We start from the raw sequence: 13,587 nt of genomic DNA, 5'->3' as shown, positions 1-13,587 counted from the left end.
CCCTCCCGCAGCGGTTCCGTTCTGACCTGTTCGGCAGCCAATGTCATAAGACAAGCAATTCCAGGAAAAGTGTGAAACGGTTTTCCGTCCGGAATTGCGCCAATTCAAAGACTTAGATCATTTCACCGTTTCGACGAAACAATGAAATGATCTAGGAGGCCGCCGGCTCGACCGGCGGCCGCGATATCGTGTCAGGCGACCGACAGGGCGTTTGAAAGATCGGCGACGAGATCATCCGGATGCTCGATGCCGATCGACAGGCGGATGGTCGACTCCAGTACGCCGATGCGGTGGCGCACCTCGATCGGCACGCCGGAATGGGTCATGGCCGCCGGGTGGCTTGCCAGCGATTCCGTGCCGCCGAGGCTGACGGCGAGCTTGAAGATCTGCAGCGCATTGAGAAAGCGGAAGGCCGCTTCCTGGCCACCCGTGATGTCGAAGGAGAAGGTCGATCCGGCGCCGGTGCACTGCGCCCTGAAGGTGCGGCCAACCGGAGAATCCTCGTCATGGAAGGGCAGGTAGTGGATGCGCTCGACCTTCGGGTGCTCGCGCAGGAACTCGGCGACGACGCGGGCATTGTCGTCGGCCTTCTGCATGCGCACCGAAAGCGTTTCCAGCGAACGGCCGAGCATCCAGCAGGAATGCGGATCGAGTTGGGTGCCGATCGCGCCGCGCAGCGCCTTTACCTGCTTCATCACAGCCTTCGAACCGAGAGCCGCACCGGCGATGAGGTCGGAATGGCCGCCGACATATTTGGTCAGTGAATAGAGCGAGATGTCGGCGCCGTGTTCGATCGGCCGCTGGAAGACCGGGCCGAGCAGCGTGTTGTCGCAGGCGACCACAGGGGTATGACCCTGCTTCTTGCCGATCTGATCGGCGACGCGGCGGATCATGGCAACATCGACGAGGCTGTTCGTCGGGTTTGCTGGTGTTTCTACGAGAATCACCGAGACGCGGCCCTTCGCCATCGCCTCTTCGGCGGCGGCGCTGACGGCTGCTTCATTGACTCCATCGGCAAAGCCGACGGCCGCAACACCAAGATTGAGGAAGGTTCTGGCAAGCAGCGTCTCGGTGCCGCCATAGAGCGGCTGGCTGTGCAGCACCGCGTCTCCGGGCTTGACGAAAGCGAGCAGGGTGGTGGCGATCGCCGACATGCCCGACGAGAACAGCGCGCAGCTCTCGGTGCGCTCGTAGACGGCGAGGCGGTCCTCGACGATCTCGCTGTTCGGATGGTTGAAGCGCGAATAGACGAGACCGGCGCCGACACCCGCTGGCGGTTCCCTCCGAGCGGAAACGAAATCGAAGAAGTCGCGGCCTTCTTCGGCTGAGCGGAAGACGAAGGTCGAGGTCAGGAACACCGGCGGCTTGACGGCGCCCTCGGACAGTTCCGGATCGTAGCCATAGTTCAGCATCTGCGTTTCGGGATGCAGCTTGTGGTTTCCGATGTGGGTCTTGGAGGGATGCGGTGCGGTCATGACTTGTCTCCTGAAGGGAAGCGGACTCGACTGACTGGCAAATTATATCAGATGCTTGGACCGATCCTTGCTATTTCCGGCTGGATGTCTTTGAGTTGCGCAAAGATTTGGCTGAGTTGGAAAGATATGGCGCAGAAAATTGCCGACGAGACGGATCGCAGGATTTTGAAGGAGCTGGTGGCGGACGCGCGCCTCACCAACAACGAGCTTGCCGAGCGCGTGGGGCTCTCGGCTTCGCCATGTCTCCGCCGCCTGCGGCGGCTGGAGGAGACCGGTGTGATCCGCGGCTATACGGCGCTGATCGATCCGTCGATCGACGGCTGGACGATGACCGCAATTGCCACCGTCAGGCTCAGCCGCCAGCATGAAGATGAGATCGTGATGTTCGAGGAGGCGGTGCGCGGCTGGGACGAAGTGCTCGAATGCCATCTGGTGACCGGCTCGCGCGACTATGTGCTGAAGGTGATGAGTGCCGGGCTCGAGCACTACGAGCGCTTTATCAAGGAAAAGATCGCGCGGCTCAAATGCGTCGCCTCGATCGAAACGAGCTTCGTCATGAACACGATCAAGGAGCGGCGGGTCTAGCGTCCATCCGGCAATAAGCTTTTGAAGATGCTAGCTTTATTCCGAGCCTGCCACGATTTGCAGGTGCGACGGATCTTGCGAGGCATCCGAATTCAAGGGGGATCGACGCACCGGCTTCGGGTGGCGGCATTGAAAGTGTCAAGGATGCCCTAGATTCAAAGGATTAGGGCGTCCCCGCCAAAAAAACGCTCGGTCGGACGCCTGGTTCTCTCGGAGAGAGACGATGGATTTCGCAGAAGCGTTCGACGCCGTCGCTTCCTCGTCGCGGACGGTCCTTTTGAACGAGTGGACGTATTATCAGATCGCCATCATCGTTGCCGGCTACCTGATCTGCGGCGCGCTGGCAAAGCGGATAGAGCCGCTGGTCGAAGCCCGCGCCCGCCTGATCAAGGGCAATCCGGACCTGCTGCGCGTCATCATCGCCTTCATGCGGCGGCTGCGCTGGCTCTTCCTGATCGTGTGGCTCTGGATCGCCGATGGGATGATATTGCGTTTCGGTTGGCCGTCGTATCGCTGGCTGGTGGCGACTGCGCTGACCCTGACGGCCGCCTGGTTCGTGATTTCCGTGCTCACCCGCATCATCCGCAACCAGACGCTGGCGCGCGTCACCGCCGTCGTGGGCTGGATCTATTTTGCGCTTTATGCGGTCGGGCTGGACCGGGTGATCCTGACGACCCTTGATGGCGTTGCCGTCAACCTCGGTGCCGTTCGTCTGTCGCTGCTGCTCGTCCTGAAGGCTGTCGTGCTTTCGTCCGCGCTGATCTGGCTTGCCGTGCTGTTGGGCAACGTCTCGGCGCACTGGATCCAGCGGTCGGCAGAACTCACGCCGTCCTTCAAGGTGCTGATAAGCAAATTGGTCAAGATCGTGCTGATCGGCTTTGCCGGTGCGATCGCGCTGTCCGCGACCGGTATCGACCTGACCGCGCTGACGGTCTTTTCCGGGGCGGTCGGCGTCGGCATCGGCTTTGGTTTGCAGAAGGTGGTCTCCAACTTCATTTCCGGCATCATCATCCTGCTCGACAAATCCATCAAACCGGGCGACACGATCACGCTTGGGGATACCTTCGGTTCCGTGCGCGACCTGCGTTCCCGCTTCGTCTCCGTCATCACCAGGGACGGCAAGGAATACCTCATTCCGAACGAGGACTTCATTTCGCAGCAGGTCGTGAACTGGTCGTTCTCCAGCGACTTCGTCCGCATCGAGGTCAGTTTCGGCACTTCCTATGACAGCGATCCGCACGAGGTGGCGCGCATTGCCATCGCGGCTGCCAAATCGATCCCACGGGTTGCGAGCGGCCACGCGGAGCCGGTCTGCTGGATGACCGGCTTCGGCGCATCGTCACTCGATTTCAAGCTCAGGTTCTGGATCTCCGATCCGAGCAACGGGCTGACCAACATTCGCGGCCAGGTGATGATGGCGCTGTGGGACGCCTTCAAGGTGGCCGGTATTTCGATCCCGTTCCCGCACCGCGAAATCATCATGAAGACACCGATCGAGGTGACCCGGGCGTGAGGGGTGCGACCGTCAGAGTCCAGCTTGCGTCCGTGCGTCTTCCGGTTGCGGCAATTGACTGGACACGTCGGGGAAGCGACATTGCCGCCGGCGGAACGGCCTATGGTCTTCCGGTGACAGTGTCAGCATGAGGGGGCCCGACGCCATGGAACATCTTCAACAGACGCCGCTGTCGAGGTTGCCGGTGCCGCGGTTTCTCTCGACGCTGCTCGCATCGTTTTCGACCACTGGGCTGATCGTCGGCGTCTTCTTCTTTGCGATGTCGCTGACGCCGAGCCTCATCCCGCGCCCCTATGTGGTCCAGGCGGTGATCTCGGGCCTGTCGCTTGGCGCCGGCTATGCGATCGGCGTGTTGCTGCGCTGGGTTTGGTCGCTGCTCGACCTGCCGGAGATCCGCGGGCGCACCGGGCTCACGGTGAAGGTGCTGGCCGCTGTCGGCTGCACCGCCGTTGCACTCGCCTTCCTCTGGCGCACGGCCTATTGGCAGAACACGGTGCGTCAGATCATGGGACTTGATCCGGTCGAAAGCGCCGAGCCGTTCAAGCTCGGGCTGATCGCGGCGCTTGTCTTCGTCGCCGTCGTGCTGCTGGCGCGCCTGTTCCGGCTGACCTTCCGGTTTCTCACCCGTCGTTTCGAACATGTGCTGACGCGGCCGCTGGCGAAGGTCGCCGGCGTGATTGCGGCGCTGGCGCTGTTCTGGTCGGCCGCCGATGGCGTCATCTTTCGCTATGCGCTGCATGCGGCCGACAGCTCGTTCCAGCGGCTCGACGCGTTGATCGACCCCGACTTAGCCCCACCCACCGATCCCTTGAAGACGGGCAGCAGGGCGTCGCTGATGACCTGGGACGAGCTCGGCCGCCAAGGACGCCAGTTCATCGCCTCCGGGCCGGCGACAAAGGACATCGGCGCCTTCTTCGGCGGCGAGGCGAAGGAGCCCTTGCGCGTCTATGCCGGCCTCAATTCGGCTGAAACCGCCAAGGAACGGGCGAAGCTGGCGCTGGAGGAACTGAAACGCGTCGGCGGTTTCGAACGCACCAATCTACTGATCGTGGTGCCGACCGGCACCGGCTGGATCGACCCGCCGGGGCTTGATTCGCTCGAATATCTCCTGAAGGGCGATGTCGCCAGCGTCGCGGTGCAGTACTCCTACCTGACGAGCTGGCTGTCGCTGCTGGTCGAGCCGGAATACGGTGCCGAGACCGCCGATGCGCTGTTCGATTCGGTCTATGGCTACTGGACGACGCTACCGAAAGACCGGCGGCCGAAGCTCTATCTCTATGGCCTCAGCCTCGGTTCGATGAACTCGCAGGGCTCGGTCGATCCCTTCGACATCATCAGCGATCCGTTCCAGGGCGCGCTCTGGGTCGGCTCGCCTTTCCCGACCAAGACCTGGCTGCAGATCACGCGAAATCGCAATCCAGGCTCACCCGAATGGCGGCCGCTCTATCGCGACGGTTCGGTGATCCGCTTCACCAACCAGGAAAATGCGCTGAATATCCCGGGGGCCCAGTGGGGCAATGTCCGCATCGTCTACCTGCAATATGCCAGCGACCCGATCACCTTCTTCGATCCCCATTCCTTCTACCGCGAGCCGGACTGGATGAAGGCGCCGCGCGGTGCGGACGTCTCGCCGGCGCTCCGGTGGTTCCCGGTCGTCACCATGTTCCAGCTGCTCGCCGACATGGCGCTCGCGACGACCTCGCCGATCGGCTACGGCCACGTCTACGCACCCGAGCACTATATCGACGCCTGGATGCAGGTGGTTGCGCCGCTTGGTGTCACCGAGGCGGATGCCGAGCGGCTGAAAGGGCTGCTCAAGGGCCGTTACTAGGTCTTTGAAACGACGCGCTTCCGGACGGAAAACCGTTTCGCACTTTTCCTGGAATTGCTTTAAGGCCCGCTCGGCACAGGCAACGTCGAAAGCAGCACGCCCATGGCGCCGATGATCTTGCGGTGCTGGTGCGCGTGGCGTGTTCGAAGGCTCGTTGCGGCATAGACGGTCTGGGCGATGACCGGCGCATCCTGAACGCGAAACGCAAATCCGTCCGCGGCGAGCCGCTCCGCAGTTGCCGCCGTCACATAGGCCGCGCCGCCAAGGGCGGCGAGCAGCCGGGTGATCGCCATGTTCTGGCCGGCCGAAAGCAGGGCTGCGGAAAGGTGCGGCAGGGCCAGCCGGTGGGCACGGTCGAAGGTCGGCGAATAGCTTGCGCGGATATAGTTCTCGGAAGGGACCTCGGCCAGTTCGCGCGCCTCGGTGCTGACCAGCACGTAATGCAGATCGCCGATCCGTTCGTAATAGAGATCGGGCAGGTAGTGGGGCGTGTAGAGGATCGCAAGATCGAGGTCGCCGGCGCCGAGATCGCGGTTCATCTGGTTGGAATAATCGGCCTCCATATAGACCTCGGTGCCAGGCAGGTCCTGCCGAATTGCCGCCATCCATTCGCCGGCGAAGGCCTCGGCCAGGTCGTGCTGGATACCGAGGCGCATGGAACGCTCCAGCGCACCGGCGCTTGTGACCGCGCGCGTCGCCTCATGCCATTGGTTCTGCAGGGCTTTCGCGTAATCCAGAAAGCGCAGGCCGGCAGCCGTCGGCACCGTGCCGCCTTTGTTGCGGGTAAAGAGCTTGCGGTTGAACTGGGCTTCGAGCGCCTTCACCCGGTGAGAGACAGTCGACTGGGTGATGTTCAGCCGCTCGGCGGTGCGGTTGAAGGAGCGGCTTTCCATCAGGTCGAGAAAGGTTTCGATCAGTTCCACCTGCATGCCGTGCACTCCTGTTTGCCTTAGGTCAATCTAATCGAATTCATCGATCAATAAAGCCTGTTTCCGTCGCTTGATGGCGCCCTGCTTCCCCGGCAAGAATTCCGCCAAAATGAGGGAACTATTGATGTCGAATTTGCCGTCGCATGCACGGGTCGTGATCATCGGTGGGGGAGCGATCGGCGCTTCCTCGCTCTACCATCTTGCCAAGGCCGGCTGGACCGATTGCGTGCTTCTGGAAAAGAACGAGCTGACGGCGGGCTCGACCTGGCATGCGGCCGGCAATGTGCCGACCTTTTCGTCGTCCTGGTCGATCATGAACATGCAGCGCTATTCGGCATCGCTCTATCGCGACCTCGGCGCACTCGTCGATTATCCGATGAACTATCACGTCACCGGCTCGATCCGGCTCGGCCACTCCAAGGAGCGCCTCCAGGAGTTCAAGCGCGTCGTCGGCATGGGCCGCTACCAGGGCATGGATCTCGATATCCTCTCGCCCGACGAGATGCGCGCCCGCTACCCGTTCCTCGAAACGCACGAGCTGACCGGTGCGCTCTACGACCCCTATGACGGCGACATCGACCCGGCGCAGCTGACGCAGGCGCTGGCCAAGGGCGCGCGCGACATGGGCGCAAAGATCATCCGCTTCTGTCCCGTGACCGGCGCGCGCCGCGAAAATGACGAGTGGGTGATCTCGACGCCGCAGGGCGAGATCCGCTGCGAATACGTCGTCAACGCCGCCGGCTACTATGCCCGCGAGGTCGGCAAGATGTTCGGCCGCGAGGTGCCAATGATGGTGATGAGCCATCAGTACATCCTGTTCGACGAGATCCCGGAGCTGGCCGGCTGGTCGAAGGAGGCCGGCCACAAGCTGCCGCTTCTGCGTGACGTCGACAGCTCCTACTATCTCCGCCAGGAGAAGAACGGCATGAACCTCGGGCCTTACGAGCGCAACTGCCGCGCTCACTGGGTAACGCCTGATGATCCGATGCCGGAGGATTTCTCCTTCCAGCTTTTCCCCGACGATCTCGACCGGCTGGAATGGTACCTGAACGACGCGGTCGAGCGCGTGCCGATCTTGGGAACCGCGGGCCTTTCGCGGATCATCAACGGCCCGATCCCCTATGCGCCCGACGGCAATCCGCTGATCGGCCCGATGCCCGGCGTGCCGAACGCGTTTGAGGCCTGCGTCTTCACCTTCGGCATCTGCCAGGCGGGCGGCGCCGGCAAGGTGCTGGCCGAATGGATCACCGAGGGCCAGACGGAATGGGACATGTGGTCGTGCGATCCGCGCCGCTACACCGACTATACCGACCAGGACTATTGCATCGCCAAGGGCATGGAGATCTATGGCCACGAATATGCGATGCATTTCCCCAAACACTATTGGGCGGCAGGCCGCGGCAAGAAACTGTCGCCGATCCACGACCGGATCACCGCACTCGGCGCCCAGTTCAAGCCTTACAACGGCTGGGAGCGCGCCATGTGGTACGCCAAGCCCGGCGACGACACCTCCGAAGAGGCGACGCAGACCTGGGGCCGGGCAGGGCCCTGGGCGAAACGCATCGAGGAGGAGTGCCTGGCCGTGCGCGATGCCGCCGGCATTCTCGACCTGCCGGGCTTCTCGCGCTTCCGGGTGAAGGGCGAGGGCGCGACCGAATGGCTTTCCGGGATGATCACCGGTCGCGTGCCGAAGCCGGGCCGTATCGGCCTTGCCTACTTCGCCGACGACAAGGGCCGCATCGTCACCGAAATGTCGGTCATGATGATCGACGAGGACTTCTTCTTCCTGATCACCGCCGCGACGGCGCAGTGGCACGATTTCGAGTGGCTGACGAAGCACCGGCCGGACAATGCCGCCTTCAGCATCGACGACGTCACCAAGTCCTTCTCCTGCCAGATCCTCACCGGGCCGAAGTCGCGCGACATCCTCGCCGAGGTCTGCGACGCCGATCTCGCCAAGGGCTGGCTCACACACCAGACGGCTGAGATCGCCGGGCGCTACTGCCAGCTGGTGCGCGTCTCCTTTGCCGGCGAACTCGGCTGGGAGATCCACACCAAGGTGGAGGATACGGCCACGATCTTCGACGCCGTCTGGGCCGCCGGCCAGAAGCACGGGTTGAAACCTTTCGGCATGGAGGCGCTCGACAGCCTGCGCATCGAGAAGGGCTACCGCGCCTGGAAGGGTGATCTGTCGACCGACTACACCATCCTTCAGGGCGGGCTGGAGCGCTTCGTCGACTGGGCCAAGCCCGGTTTCAAGGGCAAGGCGGCGCTGGAACGGGAGAAGCAGCAGGGCGTCAGCAAGCGCTTCGTCACCCTGACGGTCGCCGCCGACGGCTGCGACGCGCCATATATGTCGACGCTCTGGTCCGACGGCCAGGTGGTCGGCGAGACGACCTCGGGCAACTGGGGCTACCGCGTCGGCAAGTCGATCGCGCTCGGCATGTTGCGCGCCGATCTCGCCGTGCCCGGCAAGGAAATCGAGGTCGAGATCTTCGGCGACCGCTTCAAGGCGACGGTCGAGGCGGGCCAGCCGCTCTGGGATCCCTCCAATGAAAGACTGCGCGCATGACGAAGCCCATTCCCTCGAAAGCCCGTGCGGTCATCATCGGCGGCGGCGTTTCCGGCTGTTCGGTCGCCTATCATCTGGCCAAGCTCGGCTGGACCGACGTGGTGCTCTTGGAGCGTAAGCAGTTGACATCCGGCACCACCTGGCATGCAGCCGGCCTGATCGGCCAGCTGCGCGCCTCGCAGAACATGACGCGGCTCGCGAAATATTCGGCCGACCTCTACGTCAAGCTCGAAGCCGAAACCGGCATATCAACCGGCATGCGCCAGAACGGCTCGATCACCGTGGCGCTGACGGAGGAGCGCAAGGAAGAGATCTATCGCCAGGCATCGCTGGCGCGCGCCTTCAATGTCGATGTACGCGAGATCACGCCGGACGAAGTCAAGGCGATGTATCCGCATCTCAACACCTCGGATGTGAAGGCGGCGGTGCACTTGCCGCTCGACGGGCAGTGCGACCCGGCCAACATCGCCATGGCGCTCGCCAAGGGTGCCCGCCAGAACGGTGCTGCGATCTTTGAGGGCGTCAAGGTGACCTCGGTCCTGAAGAAGGACGGCCGGGTGACCGGCGTCACCTGCGAGCAGAACGGCGAGACCTACACGATCGAGACCGACCACGTCGTCAACTGCGCCGGCATGTGGGGCCGCGAGTTCGCGCGACAATCCGGCGTCACCGTGCCGCTGCACGCCTGCGAGCACTTCTACATCGTCACCGAGGCGATCCCGGAGCTCAAGCGCCTGCCGGTGCTGCGCGTGCCGGACGAGTGCACCTACTACAAGGAAGACGCCGGCAAGATGCTGATCGGCGCCTTCGAGCTCAAGGCCAAGCCCTGGGGCATGGAGGGGATTCGCGAGGATTTCTGCTTCGACCAGCTGCCCGACGATTTCGACCACTTCGCGCCGATCCTGGAAATGGCGGTCAATCGCATGCCGATGCTGGAGACGGCGGGCGTTCATACCTTCTTCAACGGTCCGGAGAGCTTTACGCCCGACGACCGCTACTATCTCGGCGAAGCGCCTGAGGTGAAGGGCTATTGGGTGGCGGCCGGTTACAACTCGATCGGCATCGTTTCCTCCGGCGGTGCCGGCATGGCGCTGGCTGAGTGGATGAACGACGGCGAGCCGCCCTTCGATCTCTGGGAGGTGGATATCCGCCGGGCGCAGCCGTTCCAGAAGAACCGCGCCTATCTCAAGGATCGCGTCTCGGAGACGCTTGGCCTGCTCTATGCCGATCACTTCCCCTATCGCCAGATGGCAACGGCGCGCGGCGTGCGCCGTTCGCCGCTGCATGAACACCTGAAAGCGCGCGGCGCCGTCTTCGGCGAAGTCGCGGGATGGGAGCGTGCCAACTGGTTCGCCAAGGAGGGCCAGGAGCGCGAATACCGCTATTCCTGGAAGCGGCAGAACTGGTTCGAAAACCAGAAGGCCGAGCATCTCGCCGTGCGAAACGGCGTCGGCCTGTTCGACATGACCTCGTTCGGCAAGATCCGGGTGGAGGGGCGAGATGCGCTTTCCTTCCTGCAGCGGCTCTGCGCCAACGACATGAATGTCGAGCCCGGCCGCATCGTCTATACCCAGATGCTCAACGCCCGCGGCGGCATCGAAAGCGATCTGACGGTGACGCGTCTTTCGGAAACCGCCTTCCTGCTGGTCGTGCCGGGCGCCACGCTGCAGCGCGACCTTGCCTGGCTGCGCAAACATCTCGCCGATGAATTTGTCGTCATCACCGATGTCGGCGCCGGCGAAAGCGTGCTCTGCGTCATGGGGCCGAAGGCGCGCGAGCTGATGCAGAAGGTGAGCCCCAACGATTTCTCCAACGCGGCCCATCCCTTCGGCACGGCACGCGAGATCGAGGTCGGCATGGGCCTCGCCCGCGCCCATCGCGTCACCTATGTCGGCGAACTCGGCTGGGAACTCTATGTCCCGACCGACCAGGCGGCGCACGTGTTTGAGGCGTTGGAGGCGGCGGGGCAGGATCTGGGGCTCAAGCTCTGCGGCATCCACACGCTCGATAGCTGCCGGATCGAGAAGGCCTTCCGGCATTTCGGCCACGACATCACCGACGAGGACCATGTGCTCGAAGCCGGTCTCGGCTTTGCGGTCAAAGCCGACAAGGGCGATTTCATCGGCCGCGAGGCGGTGCTCGCCAAGCACAATCGCGGGCTGTCGCGGCGGCTGGTGCAGTTCCGTCTCGCCGATCCGGAGCCGCTGCTCTTCCACAACGAGGCGATCGTTCGCGACGGCAAGATCGTCGGCACGATCACCTCAGGCAATTACGGCCACCACCTCGGCGGCGCGATCGGCCTCGGCTACGTGCCGTCGGAAGGCGAGAGCGGTGAGGATGTGCTCGGCTCGCGCTTCGAGATCGAGATCGCCGGGACGCGGGTTGCTGCGGAGGCGTCGCTGAAGCCGATGTACGACCCGCGGGCGGAGCGGGTGCGGATGTAGGTGAGGCGTTTGGGCGTCGGGCATCGTGTTCGGTGCTTGAGGACTGCCCCTCATCCGCCTGCCGGCACCTTCTCCCCGTTCTGACGGGGAGAAGGGACGCGTGGCACCGGGCTCGTTCCTCTCTCCGCAGGCGGGGAAAGGGGCAGGGGACGGACGAGGCGGGCGCAGAAGACAGATAATCCTCTTCCTCATGAACAGTGAGGAGGGGAACGAGCGGAAGCAGCAAGTCCCTTCTCCCCGTCAAAACGGGGAGAAGGTGCCGGCAGGCGGATGAGGGGCTTTAACCTCACCGCGCGAATGAGGGGGCGAGGACACACCCGCCCATTGGGAGATGATGATGGCTGACGATTGCGCAGTTGCGGCTTCGAGACGGTCCGGCGGGCGGGCGGCGCGGGTGGCGCTGCGTTCGGCGCCGCTGGCCGAAAACATCCGGCCGGTGCGTCCCGGCCTTTCCGGCGGGCAATACAAGCCGCTGACCGATGCCGGCGTGAAGCGCATCCATGAGGCGGCGCTCGATGCGCTCGAACAGATCGGGCTCGCCAACGCGCCGAAATCGGGCATCGAGATCATGACCGCCGCAGGCGCCATTCTCGGCGATGACGGGCGTCTCCGCTTCCCGCGCGCCCTGGTCGAGGACATGCTTTCGATCGCCGCGCGCGACATCACGCTTTATGCCCGCGATCCGAAGCAGGATCTCGAGCTCACCGGCACCCGCGTTTACTACGGCACCGCCGGCGCGGCCGTGCATATCGTCGACGTCGAGAAGCGCGAATATCGCGAATCCACCGCCAAGGACCTATTGAACGCCGCACAGCTCGTCCACCATCTCGACAACGTGCACTTCTTCCAGCGCGCCATGGTCTGCCGGGATGTGGCCGACAACTTCCTGATGGACGTCAACACGCTCTATGCCTGCTGCGCCGGCACGACGAAGCATGTCGGCACGAGCTTCTCCGATCCCTCGCATGTCGATGGCTGCTTCGATCTCATCCACATGATTGCCGGCGGCGAGGACAAGTGGCGGGCGCGGCCCTTCGTTTCCAACTCGAACTGCTTCGTCGTGCCGCCGATGAAGTTTGCCGAGGAAAGCTGCATCACCATGGAGAAGTGCGTCCGTGCCGGCATGCCGATCCTGCTGCTTTCGGCTGGGCAGGCGGGGGCGACGGCGCCGGCGCCGCTTGCGACCGCAATCGTGCAGGCGGTCGCCGAGTGCCTGGCGGGTGTCGTCTATGTCAATGCCATGTCGCCGGGCCATCCCGCGGTCTTCGGCACCTGGCCCTTCGTTTCGGACTTGAGAACCGGGGCAATGTCCGGCGGCTCCGGCGAACAGGCGCTGCTGACGGCCGGCTGCGCACAGATGCACCAGTTCTACCGCCTGCCCGGTGGGGCCGCTGCCGGCATTGCCGACGCCAAGCTGCCTGATATGCAGGCCGGCTGGGAGCAGGCGATCTCCAATGTCATGGCCGGGCTTTCCGGCCTCAACATGGTCTATGAGGCCGTCGGCATGCATGCCTCGCTGCTCGGCTTCTGCCTGGAGTCGCTGGTGCTCGGCGACGATCTGCTTGGCCAGGTGCAGCGCTGCATCCGCGGCATCGACGTGACGGAGGATTCGGTCTCGCTCGAAACCATGCGCTCGGTCTGCCTCGATGGCCCCGGTCACTATCTCGGCCATCCGCAGACGCTTGGGCTGATGCAGACGGAATACATCTATCCGGCGGTCGCCGATCGCACGAGCCCGAAGGAATGGGTCGAGATCGGCCGCCCCGATCTGGTGGCGCGGGCGATCGAGAGGAAAAACCGCATTCTGGCCGAAGCAGCCCCTTCGGTGATCGCGCCGGATATCGATCGGGCGATCAGGGAGAGGTTCCAGATCTTCTGCTGAGTTTAGCTCTCCGCCCCGGTCGCGGGGCGGGGGCAGCGGGGGCCAGGTCTGGCCGATCCGTCATCTACAGATTGCAAGGACTACGTCGAGCTGAGGTATCGCCGAAGTTCGCGAGCGATGGCGTTTGCATTGGGGACGGAGGCGTAGGTGCTTGAAGCTGCCCCTCGTTCGCGTGGTGGGGGAAGCGCCCCTCATCCGGCCTGCCGGCCACCTTCTCCCCGTTCTGACGGGGAGAAGGAGACGCCTGGCCAGCCCCAAGCCTCAGGCGGCGAGGCGAGAGGAGGCGGCGCCTTTCGACGTCGCGCTCCAAGAGAGCAGACGAGGGAAGGGAAACGCGCCGCGATGCTGGCGCGGAC

General features: G+C 63.8%; 8 protein-coding genes. 6 read left to right on the top strand and 2 right to left on the bottom strand.

The window, feature by feature from the left end; all coding sequences use genetic code 11:
* Positions 1–191: 191 nt before the first annotated feature.
* Positions 192–1,475, bottom strand: coding sequence for a cystathionine gamma-synthase family protein (locus ACTJKE_RS26200; protein WP_440692938.1), 1,284 nt, complete (start codon positions 1,473–1,475; stop codon positions 192–194).
* Between the two features lie 126 nt (positions 1,476–1,601).
* Between ACTJKE_RS26200 and ACTJKE_RS26195 the strand changes: the two genes are divergently transcribed.
* The 3 genes from ACTJKE_RS26195 to ACTJKE_RS26185 all read left to right on the top strand — a co-directional run bounded on the left by ACTJKE_RS26195 (position 1,602) and on the right by ACTJKE_RS26185 (position 5,404).
* Positions 1,602–2,060, top strand: a complete 459-nt coding sequence (locus ACTJKE_RS26195; RefSeq protein ID WP_058321551.1) for an Lrp/AsnC family transcriptional regulator — start codon at positions 1,602–1,604, stop codon at positions 2,058–2,060.
* A gap of 223 nt (positions 2,061–2,283) precedes the next feature.
* Positions 2,284–3,573: a mechanosensitive ion channel family protein gene (locus tag ACTJKE_RS26190; protein WP_057253244.1), complete on the top strand. Its 1,290-nt coding sequence runs from the start codon at positions 2,284–2,286 to the stop codon at positions 3,571–3,573.
* Between the two features lie 145 nt (positions 3,574–3,718).
* A complete protein-coding gene (locus ACTJKE_RS26185; RefSeq protein ID WP_440692936.1) occupies positions 3,719–5,404 on the top strand; it encodes an alpha/beta hydrolase in 1,686 nt (561 codons plus the stop codon).
* A 59-nt stretch (positions 5,405–5,463) separates the two neighbouring features.
* Here ACTJKE_RS26185 and ACTJKE_RS26180 read toward each other — a convergent pair whose 3' ends face one another.
* Positions 5,464–6,333, bottom strand: a complete 870-nt coding sequence (locus tag ACTJKE_RS26180; protein ID WP_058321553.1) for a LysR family transcriptional regulator — start codon at positions 6,331–6,333, stop codon at positions 5,464–5,466.
* Between the two features lie 124 nt (positions 6,334–6,457).
* Between ACTJKE_RS26180 and ACTJKE_RS26175 the strand changes: the two genes are divergently transcribed.
* From ACTJKE_RS26175 to ACTJKE_RS26165, 3 genes are all read left to right on the top strand, one after another.
* On the top strand, positions 6,458–8,905 hold the full coding sequence (locus ACTJKE_RS26175) for a GcvT family protein (protein ID WP_440692934.1): 2,448 nt from the start codon (positions 6,458–6,460) through the stop codon (positions 8,903–8,905).
* On the top strand, positions 8,902–11,349 hold the full coding sequence (locus ACTJKE_RS26170; protein ID WP_440692932.1) for a GcvT family protein: 2,448 nt from the start codon (positions 8,902–8,904) through the stop codon (positions 11,347–11,349). The genes ACTJKE_RS26175 and ACTJKE_RS26170 overlap by 4 nt, the downstream gene beginning before the upstream one ends.
* Positions 11,350–11,686: 337 nt before the next feature.
* Positions 11,687–13,231: a trimethylamine methyltransferase family protein gene (locus ACTJKE_RS26165; RefSeq protein ID WP_440692930.1), complete on the top strand. Its 1,545-nt coding sequence runs from the start codon at positions 11,687–11,689 to the stop codon at positions 13,229–13,231.
* Positions 13,232–13,587 lie beyond the last annotated feature (356 nt).

The organism is Ensifer sp. 22521 (assembly GCF_052044795.1).
Classification (GTDB): Bacteria; Pseudomonadota; Alphaproteobacteria; order Rhizobiales; family Rhizobiaceae; genus Ensifer.
This window is presented reverse-complemented; position numbering and strand designations above follow the sequence as displayed.

Bases quoted from the DNA above. Each gene is read 5' to 3' on its own strand.
- ACTJKE_RS26200 (WP_440692938.1), bottom strand. From the start codon at position 1,475: ATGACCGCACCGCATCCCTCCAAGACCCACATCGGAAACCACAAGCTG.
- ACTJKE_RS26195 (WP_058321551.1), top strand. From the start codon at position 1,602: ATGGCGCAGAAAATTGCCGACGAGACGGATCGCAGGATTTTGAAGGAG.
- ACTJKE_RS26190 (WP_057253244.1), top strand. From the start codon at position 2,284: ATGGATTTCGCAGAAGCGTTCGACGCCGTCGCTTCCTCGTCGCGGACG.
- ACTJKE_RS26185 (WP_440692936.1), top strand. From the start codon at position 3,719: ATGGAACATCTTCAACAGACGCCGCTGTCGAGGTTGCCGGTGCCGCGG.
- ACTJKE_RS26180 (WP_058321553.1), bottom strand. From the start codon at position 6,333: ATGCAGGTGGAACTGATCGAAACCTTTCTCGACCTGATGGAAAGCCGC.
- ACTJKE_RS26175 (WP_440692934.1), top strand. From the start codon at position 6,458: ATGTCGAATTTGCCGTCGCATGCACGGGTCGTGATCATCGGTGGGGGA.
- ACTJKE_RS26170 (WP_440692932.1), top strand. From the start codon at position 8,902: ATGACGAAGCCCATTCCCTCGAAAGCCCGTGCGGTCATCATCGGCGGC.
- ACTJKE_RS26165 (WP_440692930.1), top strand. From the start codon at position 11,687: ATGGCTGACGATTGCGCAGTTGCGGCTTCGAGACGGTCCGGCGGGCGG.